This window comes from Streptomyces sp. NPDC055243 (assembly GCF_044544025.1).
GTDB lineage: Bacteria > Actinomycetota > Actinomycetes > Streptomycetales > Streptomycetaceae > Streptomyces.
In genome coordinates this window covers 138,468-160,874 of the sequence record NZ_JBITWR010000004.1, presented here as the reverse complement: position 1 = coordinate 160,874, position 22,407 = coordinate 138,468, and the positions used below count along the sequence as shown (strand labels likewise).

The window sequence follows — 22,407 nt, the reverse complement described above, 5'->3', positions numbered from 1 at the left end:
TTTCACCGGAATCCGCTGGTCAGCCGGAGTGAGGACGGCCCTGGGGAGGTGCTCTTCCGCAGCGGTCAGTGCTTGTCCGGGAAACGGATGTAGCCCGGGGGCACGGCGGCGGTGAGCCAGACGCCGTTGGCGCTGACCTGGAACACGTGTCCGTCGCGGTGCATCGCGCCCGCGTCCACGGAGAGCACGACGGGCCGCCCGCGGCGGGCGCCGACGCGGGTGGCGGTCTCGCGGTCGGGCGAGAGGTGCACGGCATGGCGGTTCATGGGCCGCAGGCCTTCGGCGCGGATCGCGGGCACATTGCTGCCCACCGTGCCGTGGAAGAGGTACGCGGGCGGGGCCGCCGGGGGCAGATCGAGGTCGACGGCGACGGAGTGGCCCTGACTGGCGCGGATCCGGCCGCCTTCCACGGCGAAGCGCTTTTTGTCGTTCACGGCCACCACGTGCTCCAGCTCGGCACGTGTGAAGCGGAATCCGTGCGCCGCCGCGGCGGCGATGAGGGCGTCGATCTCCACCCAGCCGCTCTCGTCGAGCGCGATACCGATTCTCGCGGGCTCGTGGCGCAGGTGCCTGGAGAGGTATTTCGACACCTTTACGGTGCGTCGCTCGGCGGCCGCTTCGGCGGAGGGCGCTTCGTCGTCGGGGCGAGCGGCAGAGGGAGCGCCGGAGGGGGGTTCTCTATTCATCCATTCAGCCTCGCTCCGAGCCGTTCTTCCCGCACTCGATTTTCGTCCACCGACTTTTCATCCACGACTTTTCGTCCACAGGTTTGATCCACAGCCAAGTCCAGTTATCCACAGGGGAATTGGCGATTCTGTGGACAACACCCAGCTCATTTAGGGCTTTTGGTCAACAGATCCACTATTGCTGTGACTTGCGGCAAGTGAGTCCAATGTCCTGGCCTGCACTTCGCGTTCAGTGGCCGCGGCGATGAACGCGGCAGCGTTCTCCCGACCAACGAGCCCCTCCACGGCCTGCATTGTCGACGCCGGCAGTGCCACCGGAAGAGCCTCGTTCGTACGTTGAGCGGGCTGTCCCGACGCAAGGTGGTGCTGGAGATGGCGGGTGGCGAACAGACGCATGGCACGGGCCAGTTCGGCGTCGACGGACTGCTGGGCGAGCGGCCTCAGGCGCCGCACGAGAGCGGCTGCCTCCGCCGCTTCCGTCTCGCTCGGCGGGTGATGGCCGAGAAAGCGCGCGAAGACGTGCTCGGTCGTGAACTCCAGGAAACGAGAGGCGATGTGCTCGACCTGCCCCCTCAACTCCCGGAGATGACCGGAGATTGCGGACAACGGAACACCGGCGGCATGCAACTCCACTGCGACCGCCAGCTCTTGAGGGCTGGGCACGAGGAATTCGTCGTCCCGACCCGGCATCGGTTCCAGCACGCCGAGCGCGATCGCGTCGGCCACCGCCGCCTCGTCCGGATCGCCGCCGAACGCCGCGTCCAGCTCCGCCCGGGTCATCCGGTCGGCCTTCTCGTCCGTCCACGGGCCGTCGACCTCGGCGGCCAGCCCCAGGACGCCGCCGAGCCCCCGGCCCGCGTCCCAGGCTTCGAGCAGCTCCTTGATGGAGGCCAGGGTGTAGCCCCTGTCGAGCAGATCGGCTATCTGACTCAACCGGGCCAGATGCGCGTCGCCGTACACATTGGCCCGGCCGCGCCGCTCGGGCCGGGGGAGCAGGCCGCGGTCCTGGTAGGCGCGGATCGTGCGGACCGTGGCGCCGCTGTGGTGCGCCAGGTCCTCGATGCGGTACTCCACCGGCCTGTGCTCGGTGCTGTGGTGTTCCACCGGCCTGTGCTCGGTGCCGTGCTGATCCACCGGCCTCTGCCCCGCGCCCGACTGCTCGTCCACGCTCCCCGCCTCCGTAGAACCTCGTGCTAGGCGATGGCCGCTCGGCCGACCGCAGCGGCCGCGGCCCGTGCCGCGGGTGACTCCGCCAGATATTCGACGGCCTTGCGCAGCGAGCCTTCCTGCGAGGGATGGTACGACCGCCGCAGGTAGCGGGGTATGGCCGCACCGAGCTCTTGCCAGGAGGGCAGCAGGCCTTTTCTGACCGCCTTGTTGTGCTCGGTGAGGGAGTAGCGGATGCGCCCCGCGAGCTGGGGGTCCCTGCGCATGAGATAGCCGGTGCCCCAGACCCACAGGTACAGCATCACGGGCGCGGTGACCGCCATGCCGGCGATGCGGCGGGCGTAGCGGGGCAGGCCGTCGCCGCCGCAGTGCTGGTACATGTCGAAGGCGACCGAGCGGTGCTCGACCTCCTCCGCGCCGTGCCAGCGCAGCAGGTCGAGCATGACCGCGTCGGCGTCCGCCTGGTCCAGGCCCTCGGCGTGCAGCACCCAGTTCCCCAGGACCGCCGTGAACTGCTCGATCGCCGCGACGACCGCGAGACGGAAGCGCAGCCACTCCTGCGTCGGTATCGGAGCCCCCAACGGCGGGCTCTCGCCGAGGAGTTTCTCGAAGAGGAAGTCGACGTACTTGGTGAAGGCCGCGGTGTCGAGCCGCTGCGCCGCCAGGTGGTCGAGCACGTGCGCGTGCTGCACGCTGTGCGTGGCCTCCTGGCCCATGAACCCCTTGACGTCCTTGAGCAGCGCCGGGTCGGTGATCAGGGGCAGGCCTTCCTTGAAGACCTTCACGAACCACCGCTCCCCCGCCGGGAGAAGCAGATGCAGCACGTTGATGACGTGGGTGGCGGTGGGCTCGTCCGGTATCCAGTGCAGCGGCGTCCGTTCCCAGTCGAACGAGACCCGGCGCGGAACGATCGTGTAGTGCTCCTCGGTGTTCGTGCCGGTGCTCTTCTCCGTGCTCACAGCGGCGGCTCCAATCGGGCGATCGCACGCAGGGCCTTGGGCGTGAAGCGGGACATGAGGTGGGCGCCACGGGCCTCCGGGGTGACCGGGACCACGGCCTGGTTCTTGACGACCGCGCGCAGGATCGCGTCGGCGACCTTCTCCGGCGGGTAGTTGCGCAGGCCGTACAGGCGCGAGGCCTTCTTCTGGCGGCGCTTCTCCTCCTCGGCGTCGACGCCGGCGAAGCGCGCGGTCGACGTGATGTTCGTGTTCACCAGGCCCGGGCATATCGCGGAGACCCCGATGCCCTGACCCGCCAGCTCCGCGCGCAGGCACTCGCTGAGCATCAGGACCGCTGCCTTGGAGGTGCTGTAGGCGGGCAGCGCCTTGGAGGGCTGATAGGCCGCCGCGGAAGCGGTGTTGACGATGTGGCCGCCCTGGCCGCGCTCGGCCATCTGCTTGCCGAAGAGCCGGCAGCCGTGGATCACGCCCCACAGATTGACGTCCAGGACCTTCTTCCAGTCCTCGGTGCTCGTGGCGAGGAACGAGCCGGAGAGGCCGATCCCCGCGTTGTTCACCAGGACGTCGACGATGCCGTACTCCCTGGCGACCTTCTCGGCGAGCTTCTCCATGGCCTGCTCGTCGGTGACGTCGACCGTCTCGCCCCAGGCCTCGGGGGCGCCGATCAGACGGGACATCTCCGCCGTGCGTGCCGCGCTCTCCGCGTCCCGGTCGACGGCCACCACGCGCGCGCCCGCCTCGGCGAACGCGAAGGCGGTGGCACGGCCGATGCCGCTGCCCGCGCCCGTGACCAGGACCAGCTGGCCGCCGAAGCGATCGGCGTGCTTGCCGGTGGCCACACTGTCGTTGGCGGGCACCCCGTCCTCGTTGCTGGTGACGAAGTCCGTGATCCAGGCCGACAGCTGGTCGGGCCGGGTGCGGGGCACCCAGTGCTTGGCCGGGATGCTGCGGCGCACCAGCTCCGGCGCCCACAGCTCCAGTTCGTCGTAGAGCTTCTCCGACAGGAAGATGTCGCCGGACGGCGTGATGAGCTGCACGGGGGCGTGCGCGTAGGCGTCGGCGCGGGGCCTGCGCAGCCGCGCGCGGACGTTGTCGCGGTAGAGCCATGCTCCGTGCGCGGCGTCCGAGGGCAGCGACGACGTCGGATAGTCGCCCGCGGGGACCTTCTCCATGCGTTCGAGGATCTTCGGCCACCGCTTGCCGAGCGGTCCGCGCCAGGCGAGCTCGGGGAGCACCGGCGTGTGCAGCATGTACACGTACCAGGACTTGGCGCCCTGGCCCAGGAGCTGGCCGACCTTGCGCGGTGTGGGCCGGGTCATCCGCTTCTTGATCCAGTGCCCGAAGTGGTCGAGCGAGGGCCCCGACATCGAGGTGAAGGACGCGATGCGCCCCTCGGTGCGCTTGACCGTGACGAACTCCCAGGCCTGTACCGAACCCCAGTCGTGGCCCACCAGATGCACCGGCTTGTCCGGGCTCACCGCATCGGCGACGGCCACGAAGTCATCGGTCAGCTTCTCCAGCGTGAAGCCGCCGCGCAGCGGCTGCGGAGCCGTCGACCTGCCATGGCCGCGCACGTCGTAGAGCACGACATGGAAGCGGTCGGCGAGACGCTCGGCGACGTCCGCCCACACCTCCTTGGAGTCCGGATAGCCGTGCACGAGCAGCACCGTGGGCTGCGTCGGGTCGCCCAGCTCGGCGACGCACAGCTCCACTCCGCCCGTGCGCACCCAGCGCTCGCGGGCGCCCTTGATCCCCTTGGTGATTCCTTCCGTGCTCATGCGGCGGCCCTCTCCTCAGCCCAGCGCCGCACATGCGGCAGATCGTCATCCAGCCAGAACGCGCTCTGCTCGGGGTCCTTGGAGTCGGTGACGACCAGGATCTCCTCGAACTTCGCGCCCGTACCCCGGAATCCGAGGTGCGGTTCGACCGCCCAGAGCCCCGGCTGGGGCGGGTGGTCGGAGAATTTGTACGGCGACCACAGCGGCGACCAGCCGTCCCGGTGGCCATGGAGCGCGTCGCTCGCCAGCCCCTTCAGGGACTGGGTGCCGAAGCCGAAGACATGCGGCGACCGGCGGCGCTCCTTGACGCGGTCGATCTTGTGCGCGATGACGCCGAAGGGGTACGCGCGGTGGCGGTTGGCATAGCCCTGGCGGACCATGAGCCGGTCCACGTCCTCATAGATCTCGCGCAGCGGGCGACGCTCGCGCACCTCGCGCAGGAGCAGCTCGCGGTGCGCCTCCAGATCGGCGAGCAGCTTGTCGTGCACGGGATTGAGGCCGAGGCAGCCCGAGTAGCCGATGTCCGCCGTGTATCCCTTGTAGACCGGGGCCATGTCGAGGATGAAGGGCATCCCCGGCTCGAGCCGGCGGTTGGTGGGGAAGAACTGCAGCGGTATCCGGAAGTTCACGAACGCCGTGCGGTCCCCGAACCAGGCGAACGGCAGGTGGAACCAGTCCCGCACGCCTCGCTCCCGCAGCCACTCACGCTGCATCCGCGCCGCGTCGCGCTCGGTCACACCCGGCTTGAGCTGCGCCGCGACCGCCTCCGCGCATTCATACGCGAGGGTCTGCACTTCCCTGAACCCCCGCAGTTCCGCGGAGAGTTCACCTGCCACTGCTGAGGTCATGCCACCGTCCGTCCGTGTCCGGTCCATCGCAGTACGCGTCCGTAACTTGACACTGATGAATGTGACAATGCTCAGCGGCTACGTCAATAGCTGCGTACCAGCCGGGCCCGACTCGGGTGGAAACTGCGGGGTATCCCCCAGGGGGCGACCTCAGGACGACCCCTACGGGCCCGTAATACCCGAGAGTGAGGCGAGGACAGCACCCTGGTCTGACGCCTGATGTGGCCTGCGCCACTACCTTCGAAATGTGACTGTGATCGCGACCGAAAGCCTGAGCAAGCGGTTCCCGAGGGTGACCGCGCTTGACCGGCTCTCCATGGATATCGGGCCCGGTGTAACCGGACTCGTCGGAGCCAATGGAGCCGGCAAGTCCACACTGATCAAGATCCTGCTGGGTCTGTCCCCCGCCACGGAGGGCACCGCCGCCGTGCTCGGCCTCGACGTCGCCACCAGTGGCGGCCAGATCCGTGAACGCGTCGGGTACATGCCCGAGCACGACTGTCTGCCGCCCGACGTGTCGGCCACCGAATTCGTCGTCCACATGGCGCGCATGTCGGGATTGCCGCCCACGGCGGCCCGCGAGCGCACCGCGGACACCCTGCGGCATGTCGGTCTGTACGAGGAGCGCTATCGCCCCATCGGCGGCTATTCGACGGGGATGAAGCAGCGCGTGAAGCTCGCGCAGGCCCTCGTCCACGACCCCGACCTGGTCTTCCTGGACGAGCCGACCAACGGCCTCGATCCCGTGGGCCGTGACGAGATGCTGGGCCTCATCCGCCGCGTCCACACGGACTTCGGCATCTCCGTCCTGGTCACCTCGCACCTGCTCGGCGAGCTGGAGCGCACGTGTGACCACGTCGTCGTCATCGACGGCGGCAAGCTCCTGCGGTCCAGCTCCACCACCGACTTCACCCAGACCACCACGACGCTGGCCGTCGAGGTGACGGACACCGACGAGCACCCCGACGGCACCAAGGTGTTCCGCGAGGCCCTGCAGGGACGCGGGGTCGCCACCCACGAGGGAAGCGGCCTGCCCGGTGCCGGTCACACCGTGCTCCTCGAAGCGGACGGCGACGAGACGTACGACCTGGTGCGCGACCTCGTCGCGGACCTCGGCCTCGGCCTGGTCCGGATGGAACAGCGCAGGCACCACATCGCAGAGGTCTTCCAGTCCGAGCAGGCCGAGCAGACCACCGGGCAGTCCGGGCAGTCCGAGCCGTCCGAAGGGTCTCAACAGTCCGACCAGGAAGCGCGGAAGGAGGCGGTCCGCCATGGCGGTTGAGCAGACCCCGGCACGCGCCGGCGAACAGACCCAGATCCACAACATCGGCTATCGCAACTACGACGGCCCGCGCCTGGGCCGCGCCTATGCCCGCCGCTCGCTCTTCTCGCAGAGCCTGCGCGGGGCGTACGGGCTGGGCCGCTCGGCCAAGTCCAAGGTCCTGCCCATGATCCTCTTCGCGGTGATGTGCGTCCCCGCCGCGATCATGGTGGCGGTCGCCGTGACCACCAAGGCGAACGACCTCCCCCTCGACTACACCCGCTACGCGATCGTGCTGCAGGCAGTGATCAGTCTCTATCTGGCCGCCCAGGCCCCCCAGACGGTCTCCCGCGACCTCCGCTTCAAGACCGTCCCCCTCTACTTCTCCCGCCCCATCGAGCACAGCGACTACGTACGCGCCAAGTTCGCGGCGATGGCCTCGGCCCTCTTCGTCCTCACGGCCGCACCGCTGCTCGTCCTCTACGTAGGGGCGCTGCTCGCCAAGCTCGACTTCGTGGACCAGACGAAGGGCTTCGGCCAGGGGCTCGTCTCCGTGGCGCTGCTCTCGCTCCTCTTCTCCGGCATCGCCCTCGTCGTCTCGGCGATCACCCCCCGCCGCGGCTTCGGGATCGCCGCCGTCATCGCCGTACTGACCATCAGCTACGGAGCGGTGTCCACGGTCCAGGCCATCGCCTACGAACAGGGCAGCACCGACGCCATCGCCTGGCTCGGCCTCTTCTCGCCGATCACGCTCATCGACGGCGTACAGACCGCGTTCCTCGGCGCGACCTCCGCCTTCCCCGGAGGGGAAGGCCCCTCGTCCGGCACGGGCGTGGTCTACGTGATCGTCGTCCTCGCCCTCATCGCGGGCTGCTACGGCGCACTGCTGCGCCGCTACCGAAAGGTCGGGCTGTGAGCACCATCAACATCGACCACACCAGCCGCTGGTTCGGCAACGTGGTGGCGGTCAACGACATCACGATGAACGTCGGCCCCGGCGTCACCGGCCTCCTCGGTCCGAACGGCGCGGGGAAGTCCACCCTCATCAACATGATGGGCGGCTTCCTCGCCCCCTCCACCGGCAGCGTCACCCTCGACGCCAAGCCGATCTGGCGCAACGAACAGATCTACAAGGACATCGGCATCGTCCCCGAGCGCGAGGCGATGTACGACTTCCTCACCGGACGCGAATTCGTCGTCGCCAACGCCGAGTTGCACGGCCTGGACGAGCGGGCCGCGCACAAGGCCCTCGCCACGGTCGAGATGGAGTACGCACAGGACCGCAAGATCTCGACGTACAGCAAGGGCATGCGCCAGCGCGTGAAGATGGCCTCCGCCCTCGTCCACGAACCGTCCGTGCTCCTGCTCGACGAGCCGTTCAACGGCATGGACCCCCGCCAGCGCATGCAGCTGATGGACCTGTTGCGGCGCATGGGGGACGAGGGCCGCACGGTCCTGTTCTCCTCGCACATCCTCGAAGAGGTCGAGCAACTGGCCTCGCACATCGAGGTGATCGTGGCCGGCCGGCACGCGGCGAGCGGCGACTTCCGCAAGATCCGCCGCCTGATGACCGACCGCCCGCACCGCTACCTGGTGCGTTCCAGCGACGACCGCGCCCTGGCCGCAGCCCTGATCGCAGACCCGTCGACGGCAGGAATCGAAGTCGACCTCAAGGAAGGCGCCCTGCGCATCCAAGCCATCGACTTCGGGCGCTTCACCGCCCTGTTGCCACGCATCGCCCGCGATCACGACATCCGGCTCCTCACGGTCTCGCCCTCGGACGAGTCCCTCGAGTCGGTCTTCTCCTATCTCGTCGCGGCCTGAAGGGAGCCATCGTGTACGACCCCACTGTCGCCCGGCTCACCTACCGGGCCCTGCTCGGCCGCCGCAGGGCGCTGATCCTCTTCGCCCTGCCCGTCCTGCTCATCGTCATCGCCGCAGCCGTCCGCGGATTCAGCGGCGCCGACGACCAGGTCGCATCCGACCTCCTGGGCGGCTTCGCGCTCGCCACGATGGTGCCGATCATCGGCGTCATCGCGGGCACCGGAGCCATCGGCCCGGAGATCGACGACGGCTCCGTCGTCTATCTCCTCTCCAAGCCGGTCAAGCGCCCCACGATCATCATTACGAAGCTCACCGTCGCCATCGCCGTGACCATGGCCTTCTCCGCGGTCCCGACGTTCATCGCGGGCATGATCCTGAACGGCAACGGCCAGCAGATCGCGGTGGCCTACACCATCGCCGCCCTGGTCGCCTCGATCGCGTACGCCGCGATGTTCCTGCTTCTGGGCACCATCACCCGGCACGCGGTCGTCTTCGGACTGGTCTACGCCCTCGTGTGGGAGGCGCTCTTCGGGTCGCTGGTCTCCGGGGCGCGCACGCTCAGCGTCCAGCAGTGGTCGCTCGCCGTCGCCCAGAAGACCGCGGGCGGCGACCTGGTCACCTCGGACGTCGGACTCCCGGTCGCCACGGTGCTGCTGGTCGGCGTCACGGTCCTCGCCACCTGGTACGCCGGGCAGAAGCTGCGCTCGCTGACGCTGGCCGGGGAGGAGTGATTAATTGAGTGGCGGGCAACTCGGGGCGCGGGCACAGTAGTTGTGTCACCGCGCCACGACCCTGGCGCCCGCCTACGGGGAGAGGAGCCGACGTGTCCTTCACCAGTCCGTCGAGTTCCCGGCAGGGCATCCCGCGGCAGGCTCCGGAGTAGTCACTTGCTCCGTCGAGCCCCGCCCACGGGGGAGATGCCCGGGGCGGCCGCTTCGAGCGCGCACTTCACTGCGCGGGCCGCCCACCCGACATCGCACTGAGCCGGCCACCGAAACGCGGTGGCCGGCTCAGTGCGTGCGGGGCGTGAAGCCCCCAGGGTCAGCCGAGGAGCCTCTCAAGGACCGCCGCGATGCCGTCGTCCTCGTTCGACGCCGTCACCTCGTCCGCCACCGTCTTGAGTTCCTCGTGGGCGTTGGCCATCGCCACACCATGTGCCGCCCAGCCGAACATCGGGATGTCGTTGGGCATGTCCCCGAAGGCGATCGTGTCCGCGGCCTTCGCGCCCAGGCGGCGCGCCGCCAGCGACAGACCCGTCGCCTTGGAGAGGCCGAGGGGCAGCAGTTCGACGATGCCCTCGCCGGCCATCGTCACGCCGACCAGTCCACCGGCCACCTGACGCGCCACCGCGGCCAGCTCGTCGTCGCTCAGGCCCGGGTGCTGGACGTACACCTTGTTCAGCGGAGCCGACCACAGCTCGGCGACGTCCGTGAACGGGACGGCGGGCAGCGGGCCGTCCTGCACCACGTACCCAGGGCCCACGATCACCTCGCCGTCGAGGCCGTCACGGCTCGCGGCCAGCGCCAGCGGGCCGATCTCCGCCTCTATCTTGGCCAGGGCGATGCCCGCCAGCTGCCGGTCGAGCGTGACCGACGTGAGCAGCCGGTGCTCGCCCGCGTGGTAGACCTGCGCGCCCTGCCCGCACACCGCGAGGCCGTCGTAGCCCAGGTCGTCGAGGATGTGCCGGGTCCACGGCACGGCACGGCCGGTGACGATGATGTGCGCGGCGCCCGCCGCGGTGGCCGCGGTGAGCGCGTCGCGCGTACGCGCCGAGACCGTGTCGTCGGAGCGCAGGAGCGTTCCGTCGAGGTCGGTCGCGACGAGTTTGTACGGGAAGGACGGGGTGGCAGGAGCAGGGTGGCTCACTTGGCGATGGGCTCCAGGATCTCTCGTCCCCCCAGATACGGACGCAGCACCTCGGGCACCCACACGGAGCCGTCGGCCTGCTGGTGGTTCTCCAGGAGCGCGACGATCGTGCGCGGGACGGCGCAGAGCGTGCCGTTCAGCGTCGCGAGCGGCTGCGTCACCTTCTTGCCGTCGTTCTCTTCGCGCATGCGGATCGACAGACGGCGGGACTGGAAGGTGTCGCAGTTCGACGCGGAGGTCAGCTCGCGGTACTTGCCCTGCGTCGGGATCCACGCCTCGCAGTCGAACTTCCGCGAGGCCGAGGAGCCCAGGTCACCGGTGGCGACGTCGATCACCTGGAACGGCAGGCCGAGGCCGGTGAGCCACTGCTTCTCCCACTCCAGGAGCCGCTGGTGCTCGTTCTCCGCGTCCGCCGGGTCGACGTACGAGAACATCTCGACCTTGTCGAACTGGTGCACGCGGAAGATGCCGCGGGTGTCCTTGCCGTACGTGCCGGCCTCGCGGCGGAAGCAGGGCGAGAAGCCCGCGTACCGCAGGGGCAGCTTGTCGGCGTCGATGATCTCGTCCATGTGGTAACCGGCGAGCGCGACCTCGGAGGTGCCGACCAGGTAGTAGTCGTCCTTCTCCAGGTGGTAGACGTTCTCGGCGGCCTGGCCGAGGAAGCCCGTGCCCTCCATGGCGCGCGGGCGGACCAGGGCGGGCGTCAGCATCGGGATGAACCCGGCTTCCGTCGCCTGCGCGATCGCCGCGTTCACCAGGGCCAGTTCGAGCAGCGCGCCGACACCCGTGAGGTAGTAGAAGCGCGATCCGGAGACCTTCGCGCCGCGCTCGACGTCGATGGCGCCGAGCATCTCGCCGAGCTCCAGGTGGTCCTTGGGCTCGAAGCCCTCGGCCGCGAAGTCGCGCGGGGTGCCGATGGTGTCGAGGACGACGAAGTCCTCCTCGCCGCCGACCGGGACGTCGGGGTGGACGAGGTTGCCCAGCTGGCCGAGGAGGCGCTTGGTCTCCTCGTCGGCCTCGTCCTGTGCGGCGTTGGCCGCCTTGACGGCGGCGGACAGCTCGCCGGCCTTCTTCAGGAGTTCGGCCTTCTCGTCACCCGAGGCCTTGGGGATGAGCTTGCCGAGCGCCTTCTGCTCGGAACGGAGCTCGTCGAAGCGGAGCCCGGACGACCTGCGCCGCTCGTCGGCGGAGAGCAGGGCGTCGACGAGCGCGACGTCCTCTCCACGGGCGCGCTGGGAGGCGCGAACACGGTCGGGGTCCTCACGGAGCAGGCGAAGGTCAATCACCCCACCAGGCTACCGTCGAGCGGTTCCGGCTCTCGACTCGATATTCCACTCTGTAGCGTTATGACCGATTTGCCGGAATGGGAATTCCCGAAAGCGGCGCGACGGAAATGAGCCACCGGGCAGTCGTCGTGCGCCCCTCGCGCAGCTGTCGCACCCTTCGCCGGATCTTCGGCTTCCGGGTCAATGAAAAGGGTGCCATTCCCCGAAATGGGGCAGAGGGGACGCGCCGCCTTGACCCGATCCCCTTGTGGGGAGCGGGACTTGGGACCCGGGTTGTCCACAGGAATATCCCCTCCGGAAAAGTTATCCACAGGCTGTGCGAAAGATCTGTGGATGCCGGAAGAGATCGTTCCGAAAGCCGCATGCACGGCGAAGGATTCCCGTCCCAAACCACCCTCACACCCACTTTCGAGTGGAAATGGTTCGCCCCAAAGAGTTGATCAATGGAAAAGGGTGGACGAGGGGTGACGTGCGGGACTGTGGACGGACTTGTGGGTTGTAGGCCGATTTGTCGACCATGTCGTGCTTCGTTGTCGACTTGTCCCCAGGTCGAGAAGCGCGCCTGTGGATAACTTTGTGGACAACGTAAATCAGCAGGTAAGACCGCTCAGAACCGGCCGTCCTGGCACTGGGTCAGCCAGTCCGACGCCGCAAGGAACTCGCCATCGGTCGTCCCCGGGCGCAGCGGCCGGACGTCCGCGGGCGCCACTCCCGCACGCGGGTACGAACCGAGGAAGCGCACCTGCGGGCAGATCCGCTTGAGGCCCATCAGCGCCTCGCCCACGCGGCGGTCCGTGATGTGGCCCTCGGCGTCCACGGAGAAGCAGTAGTTGCCGATGCGCTGGCCGGTGGGCCGCGATTCGATCCGCATCAGGTTGACCCCGCGTACGGCGAACTCCTGGAGCAGTTCGAGCAGGGCGCCGGGGTGGTCGTCGCCGAGCCAGATGACCACCGAGGTCTTGTCCGCGCCGGTCGGCGCGGCGGGCCGGGCCGGGCGGCCGACCAGGACGAAGCGGGTCTCGGCCGTCGCCGCGTCGTGGATCTCGCTGACCAGCGGCTGAAGGCCGTACGTCGCCGCCGCGAACTCGCCGGCGAAGGCCGCGTCGAAGCGGCCCTCCTGGACGAGGCGCGCGCCGTCCGCGTTCGAGGCCGCCGACTCCCACAGGGCGTCCGGGAGGTTCGCGGCGAGCCAGTTGCGGACCTGCGGCTGGGCCACGGGGTGGCCGGTCACCGTCTTGATGTCCTTGAGCTGCGTGCCGGGCCGCACCAGCAGCGCGAAGGCGATCGGCAGGACGACCTCGCGGTAGATCATCAACGGCTCGCCCTTGGCGAGCTCGTCGACGGTGGTCGTGACGCCGCCCTCGACGGAGTTCTCGATCGGCACCAGCGCGGCAGCCGCGTCACCGCTACGGACCGCGTCCAGCGCGGCCGGCACGGACACCATCGGGACGAGCTCCCTGGTGGCCGCTTCCGGGAGCGTGCGGAGGGCGGCTTCGGTGAAGGTGCCCTCGGGGCCGAGATAGGTGTAGCGCATCGCCGACATACCGTCACCCTAATGGCCTGTCCGTGGCATGGCTCACGCGTCTCACGAAGCGGCGCCCGCCCCACGTACGTACATACGAGACCGGGCCCAGCTCTACCCCTCCAGCAACCGCTGCCCCACGTACTCGCCCTTCGCCGCCCCGCCCGGCACCGCGAAGAGGCCGCTCGCCTCGTGCCGGATGAACTCCGACAGCGCGTCCCCCCGGTCGAGCTTGCGCTGCACCGGCACGAAGCCGCGCAGCGGGTCCGCCTGCCAGCACACGAAGAGCAGCCCCGCGTCCGGCTCGCCGCCCTTGTCGAAGCCGTCGTGGTACGAGAACGGGCGGCGCAGCATCGCGGAGCCGCCGTTCTGGTCCGGCCGGGTGATGCGGGCGTGGGCGTTGAGGGCGATGACGTACTTGCCGTCCGCGCCCGCCTTCTCCAGCTTCGGCTCGGTGGTCTCCGTGCCGCCGGTCAGGGGCGAGCCGTCCGCCTTGTGGCGCCCGATGACCGCCTCCTGGTCCTTGAGCCCGAGCTTCTCCCAGTCGTCGAGGAGCATCCGGATACGGCGTACGACGGCATAGGAGCCGCCCGCCATCCAGGACGGGTCACCCGTGGCGGGCACATAGATCCGCCGGTCGAAGTCGTCCTCCGACGGCTTCGGATTGTTCGTGCCGTCGATCTGGCCCATCAGATTGCGGGTCGTCATGGGCTGCGAGGTCGCGCCGGGCGAGCGGTTGAAGCCGTTCATCTGCCACCGCACGCGCGCCGCGTCACCCGCCTCCTTCTGGAGCGCACGCAGCGCGTGGAAGGCGACGAGCGGGTCGTTGGCGCCGATCTGCACCCACAGGTCGCCGTCGCTGCGCGCCTTGTCGAGGCGGTCGGAGGAGAAGTCCGGCAGCGGGTCGAGCGCCGACGGGCGCTGCTTCTCCAGGCCGGTGCGCCCGAAGAAGCTGTGCCCGAAGCCGAAGGTGACGGTCAGGGACGAGGGACCCGCGTCCCGCGCGACGTCCGTGTCCTCGCCCTGTGCGGCCTTGCCCGCCATCAGCCGCTCGGCCGTCGCCGACCAGCGGCGCAGCAGGGCCGCCGCTTCCTTGCGGCCCGCGCCCGCGGCGAGGTCGAAGGCCACCAGATGGCCGCGGGACTGGACGGGCGTGGTGATGCCCGGCTGATGTTTCCCGTGAAACATGACCGTGTCCGCGCCAAGGGAAGCCAGCGAGGCCGCCTTCTCGGGAGTGTCCGACGGCGCCGCGGCGTACCCGGCCGCACCACCCGCCGCGCCGAGCGCGAGACCGGTGGCACCGGCGGTGCCGAGCAGCCGCCGCCTCGAAATCCCGTTGTCCGCCATGGTGGTTCCGTTCAGCCGATCTGCACGTTCTTGTTCACGGTCACTTGGTCGATGTCGGACGTGCGCACGGTCACCGCGACCTTCCACTCGCCCGCCATCGGAATCTGGACCCCGCTGGAGCTCCAGTGTCCGGTGGCGATGTGGTCGGGGGCGACGGGCAGCGGGCCGAGGTCCTTCGACTTCAGGGTGAAGGAGACCTTCACCTCGGGGATGTCGAAGGCACTGCCGTTCGGCCGCTTCACGAAGATGTGCATTTCGTTGCTGCCGGTGCGGCCCGGGTCCAGGTCGAGCTGCACGGTGCCCTTGCCGTCGTCGGAGCCCGTGTCGAAGGGGATCTTGAGGGTGAGCGGTCCGGACCGCTGCGCGGCGGCGGCCGTCTGCGAAGCGGCCGCTTCTTCCTCCGTGCGCCCCGGCTCGGTGGAGGTGAGGACCGTGGTGATGGCGAGCAGGACCACGGCGACACCCGCCTCGGCGAGCACGGAGCGGCGCAGGCCGGACCGGTTGGGGTCCGCGTCGCGGATCCGCTTCTCGCGGGCGGTGCTCATGGCGGCCTGCTGGCGGGCGAGTTGGGCCGAGCGCTTGGAGTCCGCTCCGGCGGCCCCCGCGGGCACCGTCACCGGCTTCTTCTCCACGCGCTTGGCCCCGGCACGCTTCTCCGCGCGGTTCTCGACGACGGCCGCGGCCGCCGCCTCCGGCGCCATGTCGCCGGCCTGGTCCGCGATCCGCGCCGTCCAGCGTCGCGAGATCCAGGCGATGCCGACGAGGACGACCACCAGGCCGACCTTGATGAGGAGCAGCTGTCCGTACCACGTACCGGTGAGCGCCGACCACGAGCCGACCTGCCGCCACGACTGGTAGAGCCCGGTCGCCGCCAGGGCGATGACGCTGCAGAACGCCACGCGCGAGAAGCGCCGCACCGCCCCGGCCTCCACCGACGGCGCGAAGTAGAGGGCGACGACGAGCGCCGCGAGCCCGCCGAGCCAGGCGGCGACGGCGATCAGGTGCACGACGTCCACGGGCATCGCGAGCCCGGCCTGGATGCCCGTCGACGCGTGCTCGGCCATGGCCCAGGTCGCGGCGAGTCCGACGGCGACGACGCCTCCGCCGATCGCGAGCCCGAAGGTGAGGTCCTTGCGCTCCTTGGGGTCGGTTCGCTTTTCGTACGCACCGAAGAGGACGGCGATGAAGAGCGCGGCGGCGGCGAGCAGCAGCAGCCGTGAGACCAGCGCGGCTCCCGTCTTCGTCTGGAGCACGTCGCCGAGCTTGGCCATGTCGAAGGCGTCGGCGATCTTCCCCGACCCCGTGTAGGGCGCCCGGAACAGCAGCATGACCAGGGTGGACGCGGTCAGCGTGAGCCAGCCGGAAACCACGAGGCGCTGCACGGGCCGCACGCCCGCGCCGCCCGGCCAGCAGCCGAGGACGAAGGCCGCCCCGCCGACGACGAGGATGAATCCGGCGTACGAGAGGTAGCGCGCGAAGCCGTAGAGCCCGCCGACGAATCCGCCGCCCACTTCCTGGTCCGGCAGCGCGACCTTGGTGTCGGACGGCGCGCCCACGGAGAAGGTGTAGGCCCCGGAGATGGGGTGGCTGTCGGCGGAGACGACCTGGTAGGCCACGGTGAACGTGCCGTCGGGCAGCCCCTTGTGCAGCTTCACGCCGTACGTGTTGGACCCGAGGTCACTGGTCTTGCCGGTGTCGACGCGCTTGCCGGCCGGGTCGAGCACCCGTACGGAGCCGTCGGACATGGCGACCTTCTCGGAGAAGGTCAGCGACACCCGGGCGGGCGCCGTGTCGACCACCGCCCCCTGCTTGGGGTCGCTGCCCGTCAGCGCGGCATGGGCGGAAGCGGGGGCCGCCGTGGCCAGCAGGGCGCCGAGGAAGACGGCGACGACGAGCAGGAGCCGTCCGGCACCGGGGGTTACCCCGAAGCGGGCGGTGGCCCCGGAGCGAGCTCCACAGCGGGGAGCGATGGTCTGCATCAGCGATCAGTCCCTCAGTGCGACGCGTGCTTGCCGGGCTTGGGGTTGTACGTGGCGGCCTTCACCGGAACCTCGATCTCGATCGGGTCCGACTTCTCGAAGTGCAGCGTCACCGAGACCTTGTCGCCCTGCTTCGGCTTCTGCTTGAGCTCTTCGAACATGAGGTGGTTGCCGCCCCGCGCGAAGTCGAGCTCGCCGTTCGCGGGTACGTCGAACGACTTCTGCTCCTTCATCGCGTTGTCCTTGGTGCTGTGCAGCGTCACGCTCCGGGCGACGGAGCTGGTCACCGAGGTGAGCTTGTCGGCGCCGCCCTTGTTCGTGACGGTGAAGAACCCGGAGGCCATGGTGTCCATGGCGGGCTCGGGCATGAAGGCGCCCGAGACCTTGAGCTCCGGCTTGTCCGACGCCTTGGCGCCGTCCTTGTCGCCGGACGAGTCCGAGCAGCCCGCGAGGGCGAGCCCCGCCGTCAGCGCCACGGCCCCGGAGAGGAGAGTGCGGCGGTTCACGGGGTCGCTCCATTGACGATCTTGGGGAGGTCCTTGGTGTAGTCGTCCACGGTGGTGTCCTCGCCGTACAGCACGTACCCGGCGTCGGTCTTCGGCGAGAACGCGATGACCTGTGTGCCGTGCATCGAGACGACCTTGCCCTTCTCCTTCTTGGAGGGCTCGATGCTGATGCCGAGGGTGCGGGCGCTGCCCTGGATGGTGTCGAAGTCACCGGTCAGACCGATGAAGTCGGTGTCCTGTCCCTTGAGCCACTTGCCGAGGGTGGCGGGGGTGTCGCGCTTGGGGTCGGTGGTCACGAAGACGACCTGGAGGTCGTCCTGTTCGGCCTTGGGCAGCTGCTTCTTGGCGACGGCGATGTTGCTCATCGTCAGGGGGCAGACGTCCGGGCAGTTGGTGTAGCCGAAGTAGATGAGCGTCGGCTTGCCCTTGGTCTGCTTGCGCAGGTCGTACTTCTTGCCGTGCGTGTCGGTGAGGACGAGGTCCGGCTTCTCGAAGGGCTTGTCGAGGATGGTCGCGGCCTTGTCGCCGTTGGACTCCACGGAGACGTCCGCGACGGGCTTCTTGCTGTCGTCACCGCCGCCGCAGGCGGACAGGGTGAGGGTGGCCGCGGCCAGCATGGCGGCGGCGAGCAGCTTCTTCTTGCGCATACGAAAATGTCCCAGATGTGAGGGGGGCCCGAGCGCACCGGGGGCAGGCGAAACGCCCCCGGCGCGGCCCGAAGGGTGGCTCAGCTGTTGGTGCGCCGACGACCGGCGAGGACCCCGAAGGCCACGCCGGCGGCACCGACGACGATGCCGACGACGCCGAGGACGCGGGCGGTGGAGTCGCTGCTGTCGGAGGAGGCGGACTCGCTCTTGTCGTCCGACTTCGCGTCTTCCTTGGTGTCGTCGTGCGAGGCGGCGGCGCCGTGCCCGTCCTTGGACGGTGCGGTCAGCGCGAGGGCGGGCGCCGGGTGCTCCGGCTCCTCCTGGCCCTTCTGCTGCGGCTCGATCCAGCGGACGACTTCCTTGTTGTCGTACGTCTGGACGGCCTTGAAGACGAGTTCGTCGGCGTCCTCGGGCAGCGCGCCGAGGGAGAGCGGGAACTTCTGGAAGGTGCCCGGCTGGACGCCCTTGCCGTCGGCGGTCCAGGTGACCTTGGAGACGGCCTCGTCGATCTTCTCGCCGTGCATCTCCAGCGGCTTGTCGAGCTTCTTCTTGGTGACCTTCGCGGTCCACCCGGGGACGGGCTGCGTCATGACGGAGGCGAGCGGGTGGTCCTCGGGGAAGGACACCTCGAGCTTGTTGGTCGAGGCGTCGTCCATCTCGTTCGGCACCTTGAAGTTGACCGTGGCGTAGCCGCCCTTGGCGGCCTCGCCCTCGGCCGTGACGCTGACGTGTGCGAAGGCGGGGACGGAGAGCAGCAGGACGGCGGAGGCGGCGACGCCACCGACGACGGAGACGCGGGAGGCCTTCACGGCGGACAGCGCGGACAGAACAGACATGGCAGAACACTCCACTTTCAGCGGTGGTGATCAACAGTGCTGATCAGGCCAGCAGTGGTGATCAGGGAGAGTGCGCGCGGCGACGAACCGAGCGGGCACGCGCGCGTGGACGCCGCCGGGCGTGAGGCACCTCTCCGTAGTGCTGCGGTAGGAGTGCGTCGCGTCAGGCAGCGAGTGCGAGTGCGGCGGCGGCCGGCGGGCCTCGCCTGATCACCGTGTGCTGGAGCGCGGTGGTGTGCGGCTTCTTCGGCGGTCCGAAGAACGCTGTACGGGGTGCGCGGGAATCCGCGTCGGGCGCTCCGGGAAGCCCGGCGCGCAGGGCGCACACAAGAGCGACAGCCCCGCGCAGGGAACGCACGAGCGCCCCCTCGGCGACTCCATACGCCCCATGTGCCGAGAGCCGTACGAGGCGGAGCAGCGCGATGTCGCCGCGGCGCAGCAGCCATCCGGCGGCGACGGCGGCGAGTACGTGCCCCAGCAGCATCGGAAGCGACGGGAGCAGCGACATCGAGTCCATCGCGGAGTCCGCCGCCGTGGCCGGGGCGTTGTGATGCATGACGTGGCCGGTGGCCCCGCCGCCCGGCTGCACGCCCGCCGTCGTCAGGATCCGGTGGGCCTGGGCGGGGCTGAGATTGGCCGCGCCAGCCCCGCACACCAGGCGCGCGGCCTGCTCCACCAGGGAGGTGTCGGCGGTGGCCCCCGCGGCGCCGCCGTGCTGGCCGACCCCGAAGAGCGCGTGCAGCCCCACCTGCCCGGCAGCCAGTGCGGCGGCGATGCCCGGCAGCGAGCGCTCACGCCCGGCGAGCGGTGCCGCGACGGCCAGGACGGCGAGGAACCCGACGCCGAGCGTCCACAGCGGGACGGCGGCGCAGGAAGCGAGCACATGGCCCCCGGCGGACAGCACGACGCAGAGCACGGCGAACACCGAGGCTCTCAGCAGCCGGAGGTCGACTCCGGCGCGCGCTTCGCGCTGGTGGGGGGCAGTCATGGCCGGAACATCATCGCACTGGCCTTACCCGCCGCATACGGCAGGTCCGCAAGCTCCCATGGATGGTGATCGGTGCCGATCGATGCCCATCCACCACGAATGAGTGCCTTTAGGGGCATCGAAAGTGCCTTGTGGGGGACGTGTCTACACCGTCCCGAGCCGTTCGCGCGTCCGCCGTATGGGCGGCATCACGTCAAGTGCGCGCTTATACACGGGCGCTTGCGGCAATACGTATCGGTATGTCGAGCCGCGGCCAGGAGGCTGGAGCATGAGCATGTGGTGGTCTCTCCATTTGCGGCGCGAAGCTGCGAGCGTCCCACTGGCCCGTCGGCTGCTGATCGGCACGATGGAGACCGCGGGGGTGGATCCCGACGTCTCGTACGACCTGTCGGTGGCTCTCAGCGAGGCCTGTGCCAACGCGGTGGAGCACGGCGGGGCGGCGGTGCCCCCCGAGGGGGCGGCCGGGGCCTACCGGGTGACGGCGTACCTGGACGGCGAGAAGTGCCGCATCGAAGTGGCCGATTCCGGCCCGGGGTTCGTCCCTGTCGCGCAGACCGTGTCCGACACCGCCGAGCACGGACGGGGTCTCTACCTCATCCAGGAGCTCGCCGATCATGTGCACTTCGGCCCGAGGCCGGGAGGCAGGGGCGGTGCGGTGATCAGCTTCGACAAGATCCTCAAGTGGCGCGAGGACGCGCCGCTCGTCTCGGCCTGAGGGCTGCCTGAGGGCTGCCTGAGGGCGCCTGAGGGCTCTTCCCTGCCGCCCGGCCGCCTCACCCGCGGTGTGCCTCACCCGGGCGGCAGCGCCCTGCACAGGGCGTCGAGCGCCGCTCCGTAGGCGTGTTCCGGCGGCGTGGAGTACCCGACGACCAGGCCGTCGGGCGCGGGCATGGTGGCCTCCGGGTGGCGGAAATCGGCCAGGCCCTCCAGCGCGAGGCCCTGCCAGGCCGCCGCCTTCGCCGTGGACTGTTCGGTGCCGGGCGGCAGTTCAAGGACGGCGTGCAGGCCCGCGGCGACTCCGGTGGGGCTGATGTGCGGGGCGTGCGCGGCGAGCGCCTCGACGAGCTGGTCACGGCGGTGGCGGTAGCGCTGACGCATGCGGCGGATGTGCCGGTCGTAGTGGCCGGACTCGATCAGGTCGGCGAGCGTGAGCTGGTCGATGACACTGGCCCACGCCTCCCGTTCGCCCTTGGCCGCGAGTACGCCGTCGATGAGGTGTTCGGGCAGAACAAGCCATCCCAGACGCACCCCCGGAGAGAGGCTTTTGCTGACCGAGCCCATGTAGACGACGCGTTCGGAATCCAAACCCTGTACCGCGCCCACGGGCTCCCGGTCGTAGCGGAACTCCCCGTCGTAGTCGTCCTCCAGGACGAGGCCGCCGCCGCCGGCACGCGCCCAGTCGATCACCGCCGCGCGCCGGGTCGGGTGCAGGGGGCCGCCGGTCGGGAACTGGTGTGCGGGCGTGAGCAGGACGGCCCGGACTCGCTGACCCTCGGTCAACTCCTCGATCCGGGCGCCCTTCTCGTCGAGGCCGAGCGGGACCGTCCGTACGCCCGCGGTCGCGAGGATCGAGCGGTGGAAGCCGAGGCCGTACGACTCCACGGCGATGGGGTATCCCCTGCTCGAGCGAAGCCGAGAGCTTGGGGAAGGGCCCCGCAGCATCCCGCCTCCCCCGGTCCCGAACAGCAGCCGCAGGGCGTGTGCGAACCCGGAGCACACCACGATCCGCTCCGGATCGGTGCGCACTCCGCGGGCGCGCCCCAGGTAGCCGGCGAGCGCCCGGCGCAGCTCTACGCGGCCCTGCGGGTCACCCGGCCCGAAGGCCTCGTTCGGCGCCGAGTTGAGGGCGCGCCGGGCCGCGGCGAGCCAGGCGGTGCGCGGGAAGGAGGCGGCGTCGGGCTGGCCCTGGCGCAGGTCGTACGCGGGCGGGGCCGGTTTCGCGGGCCGGGTGGGTGCCCGCTTGGGGACGCGAGTGCGCGCGGGAGGCGCCGCCCGGTCGGCCACCCGGGTGCCGGAGCCCTGCCGCGCGGTCAGCCAGCCCTCGGCGACCAGCTCGGCGTAGGCGTCGGCGACGGTGTTGCGGGCGATGCCCAGATCGGCGGCCAGCGAGCGATAGGGCGGAAGCCGCGTCCCCGGAGCGAGCCGCCCCTCGCGCACGGCGTCGCGCAGCGCGCGGATGAGGACGGCGCGGCGGCCACCCGCCCCGGAGAGCTCCAGGTGCAGGTCGCTCCCGATGCGCTCCGCCAAATTGACCCATGATTCCGGCATGAAAATGCACCCTATCTGAGGTCTATGTGGCCCGTAGATTCATGGTCATGACGAACAACGAGAACGCCACGCAGATCGCCCCTCAGCCCGCCTCCCAGAGCGCCCCGCAGCCCGCCGCCCACACCGCCGTGCAGCCCCACACGCACGCCCCCCGCCTCAACTTCGCCAAGGCCGCCCCGAAGGCCTTCAAGGCCGTCATCGGACTGGACGCCGCCGCTCGCGAGGGACTCGACCCGGCGCTTGTCGAACTGATCCAGATCCGCGCCTCGCTGCTCAACGGCTGCGCCTACTGCCTCCACATGCACACCACCGACGCGCGCAAGGCCGGCGAGGACGAGGCACGCCTGCACATGATCGGCGTCTGGCGCGAGGCCAGGAACTTCTTCACGGAGAAGGAGCAGGCGGCCCTCGACCTGACCGAGGCCGTCACGCTCGTCCACCAGGGCGGCGTACCGGACGACGTCTACGCCCGCGCGGCGGCGCAGTTCGAGGAGACGGAGCTGGGCCACGTCCTGGCCCTGATCTTCACCATCAACACCTGGAACCGCATCGCCCTGAGCACCGCCAAGGTGGCGGGCGAGGATGAGCGCTAGGCCCCGGACAGCACCCTGCAGCACCCTGGAAACGCGAAACCGGGCC

21 protein-coding genes are annotated in these 22,407 nt (G+C 69.9%); 6 read left to right on the top strand and 15 right to left on the bottom strand.

Annotation, left to right across the window (positions count from 1 at the left end; genetic code table 11):
• Positions 1-65 precede the first annotated feature (65 nt).
• From ACIGXX_RS13580 to ACIGXX_RS13560, 5 genes are all read right to left on the bottom strand, one after another.
• Positions 66-686, bottom strand: coding sequence for an RNA 2'-phosphotransferase (locus tag ACIGXX_RS13580; protein WP_366462446.1), 621 nt, complete (start codon positions 684-686; stop codon positions 66-68).
• A 150-nt stretch (positions 687-836) separates the two neighbouring features.
• Entirely contained in the window at positions 837-1,760 is a 924-nt protein-coding gene (locus tag ACIGXX_RS13575) for a MerR family transcriptional regulator (RefSeq protein WP_399975989.1), read from the bottom strand.
• A 119-nt stretch (positions 1,761-1,879) separates the two neighbouring features.
• Positions 1,880-2,812, bottom strand: coding sequence for a metal-dependent hydrolase (locus ACIGXX_RS13570; protein WP_351167290.1), 933 nt, complete (start codon positions 2,810-2,812; stop codon positions 1,880-1,882).
• Positions 2,809-4,590, bottom strand: coding sequence for an SDR family oxidoreductase (locus tag ACIGXX_RS13565; RefSeq protein WP_351167292.1), 1,782 nt, complete (start codon positions 4,588-4,590; stop codon positions 2,809-2,811). Before ACIGXX_RS13565 ends, ACIGXX_RS13570 begins: the two co-directional genes overlap by 4 nt.
• A complete protein-coding gene (locus tag ACIGXX_RS13560) occupies positions 4,587-5,438 on the bottom strand; it encodes a M24 family metallopeptidase (RefSeq protein ID WP_351167294.1) in 852 nt (283 codons plus the stop codon). Before ACIGXX_RS13560 ends, ACIGXX_RS13565 begins: the two co-directional genes overlap by 4 nt.
• Positions 5,439-5,691: 253 nt before the next feature.
• Between ACIGXX_RS13560 and ACIGXX_RS13555 the strand changes: the two genes are divergently transcribed.
• The 4 genes from ACIGXX_RS13555 to ACIGXX_RS13540 are packed head-to-tail and all read left to right on the top strand — an operon-like array spanning position 5,692 to position 9,254.
• Positions 5,692-6,720: an ABC transporter ATP-binding protein gene (locus tag ACIGXX_RS13555; protein WP_351167575.1), complete on the top strand. Its 1,029-nt coding sequence runs from the start codon at positions 5,692-5,694 to the stop codon at positions 6,718-6,720.
• On the top strand, positions 6,710-7,615 hold the full coding sequence (locus ACIGXX_RS13550; protein WP_361470455.1) for an ABC transporter permease: 906 nt from the start codon (positions 6,710-6,712) through the stop codon (positions 7,613-7,615). The genes ACIGXX_RS13555 and ACIGXX_RS13550 overlap by 11 nt, the downstream gene beginning before the upstream one ends.
• Positions 7,612-8,523: an ABC transporter ATP-binding protein gene (locus ACIGXX_RS13545; protein WP_249588953.1), complete on the top strand. Its 912-nt coding sequence runs from the start codon at positions 7,612-7,614 to the stop codon at positions 8,521-8,523. The genes ACIGXX_RS13550 and ACIGXX_RS13545 overlap by 4 nt, the downstream gene beginning before the upstream one ends.
• Positions 8,524-8,534: 11 nt before the next feature.
• A complete protein-coding gene (locus tag ACIGXX_RS13540) occupies positions 8,535-9,254 on the top strand; it encodes an ABC transporter permease (protein WP_351167298.1) in 720 nt (239 codons plus the stop codon).
• Between the two features lie 310 nt (positions 9,255-9,564).
• On the opposite strand, the gene ACIGXX_RS13535 is transcribed toward ACIGXX_RS13540, so the two are convergent.
• From ACIGXX_RS13535 to ACIGXX_RS13495, 9 genes are all read right to left on the bottom strand, one after another.
• Positions 9,565-10,389 (bottom strand): HAD family hydrolase, encoded by an 825-nt coding sequence (locus ACIGXX_RS13535; protein ID WP_361470453.1) that lies wholly within the window; start codon positions 10,387-10,389, stop codon positions 9,565-9,567.
• Positions 10,386-11,675 carry a serine--tRNA ligase gene (serS, locus tag ACIGXX_RS13530; RefSeq protein ID WP_351167302.1) on the bottom strand — a complete coding sequence of 430 codons (1,290 nt, stop codon included), beginning with the start codon at positions 11,673-11,675 and terminating at the stop codon, positions 10,386-10,388. The genes ACIGXX_RS13535 and serS overlap by 4 nt, the downstream gene beginning before the upstream one ends.
• Before the next feature lie 607 nt (positions 11,676-12,282).
• A complete protein-coding gene (gene pheA / locus ACIGXX_RS13525) occupies positions 12,283-13,218 on the bottom strand; it encodes a prephenate dehydratase (protein ID WP_351167304.1) in 936 nt (311 codons plus the stop codon).
• 93 nt (positions 13,219-13,311) lie between these two features.
• Positions 13,312-14,544, bottom strand: a complete 1,233-nt coding sequence (gene efeB / locus ACIGXX_RS13520) for an iron uptake transporter deferrochelatase/peroxidase subunit (RefSeq protein WP_399975434.1) — start codon at positions 14,542-14,544, stop codon at positions 13,312-13,314.
• A gap of 11 nt (positions 14,545-14,555) precedes the next feature.
• Positions 14,556-16,523: a copper resistance CopC/CopD family protein gene (locus tag ACIGXX_RS13515; RefSeq protein WP_399975431.1), complete on the bottom strand. Its 1,968-nt coding sequence runs from the start codon at positions 16,521-16,523 to the stop codon at positions 14,556-14,558.
• A gap of 14 nt (positions 16,524-16,537) precedes the next feature.
• Positions 16,538-17,029 carry a copper chaperone PCu(A)C gene (locus ACIGXX_RS13510; protein ID WP_351167310.1) on the bottom strand — a complete coding sequence of 164 codons (492 nt, stop codon included), beginning with the start codon at positions 17,027-17,029 and terminating at the stop codon, positions 16,538-16,540.
• Positions 17,026-17,676, bottom strand: a complete 651-nt coding sequence (locus ACIGXX_RS13505; protein ID WP_399975428.1) for an SCO family protein — start codon at positions 17,674-17,676, stop codon at positions 17,026-17,028. Before ACIGXX_RS13505 ends, ACIGXX_RS13510 begins: the two co-directional genes overlap by 4 nt.
• A gap of 80 nt (positions 17,677-17,756) precedes the next feature.
• Positions 17,757-18,485 (bottom strand): YcnI family protein, encoded by a 729-nt coding sequence (locus ACIGXX_RS13500; RefSeq protein WP_383816238.1) that lies wholly within the window; start codon positions 18,483-18,485, stop codon positions 17,757-17,759.
• Between the two features lie 190 nt (positions 18,486-18,675).
• Positions 18,676-19,500 carry a hypothetical protein gene (locus ACIGXX_RS13495; RefSeq protein WP_351167314.1) on the bottom strand — a complete coding sequence of 275 codons (825 nt, stop codon included), beginning with the start codon at positions 19,498-19,500 and terminating at the stop codon, positions 18,676-18,678.
• 268 nt (positions 19,501-19,768) lie between these two features.
• On the opposite strand from ACIGXX_RS13495, the gene ACIGXX_RS13490 reads away from it, so the two are divergent.
• On the top strand, positions 19,769-20,215 hold the full coding sequence (locus ACIGXX_RS13490; RefSeq protein WP_351167316.1) for an ATP-binding protein: 447 nt from the start codon (positions 19,769-19,771) through the stop codon (positions 20,213-20,215).
• A gap of 74 nt (positions 20,216-20,289) precedes the next feature.
• Here ACIGXX_RS13490 and ACIGXX_RS13485 read toward each other — a convergent pair whose 3' ends face one another.
• The gene (locus ACIGXX_RS13485) at positions 20,290-21,768 is read right to left on the bottom strand and encodes a PLP-dependent aminotransferase family protein (RefSeq protein WP_399975423.1); all 1,479 of its coding nucleotides are present in this window, start codon (positions 21,766-21,768) and stop codon (positions 20,290-20,292) included.
• A 47-nt stretch (positions 21,769-21,815) separates the two neighbouring features.
• Here ACIGXX_RS13485 and ACIGXX_RS13480 point away from each other — a divergent pair, with 47 nt between their 5' ends.
• Complete coding sequence (locus ACIGXX_RS13480; protein WP_399975420.1) at positions 21,816-22,361, top strand: carboxymuconolactone decarboxylase family protein; 546 nt, start codon at positions 21,816-21,818, stop codon at positions 22,359-22,361.
• Positions 22,362-22,407: the final 46 nt, after the last annotated feature.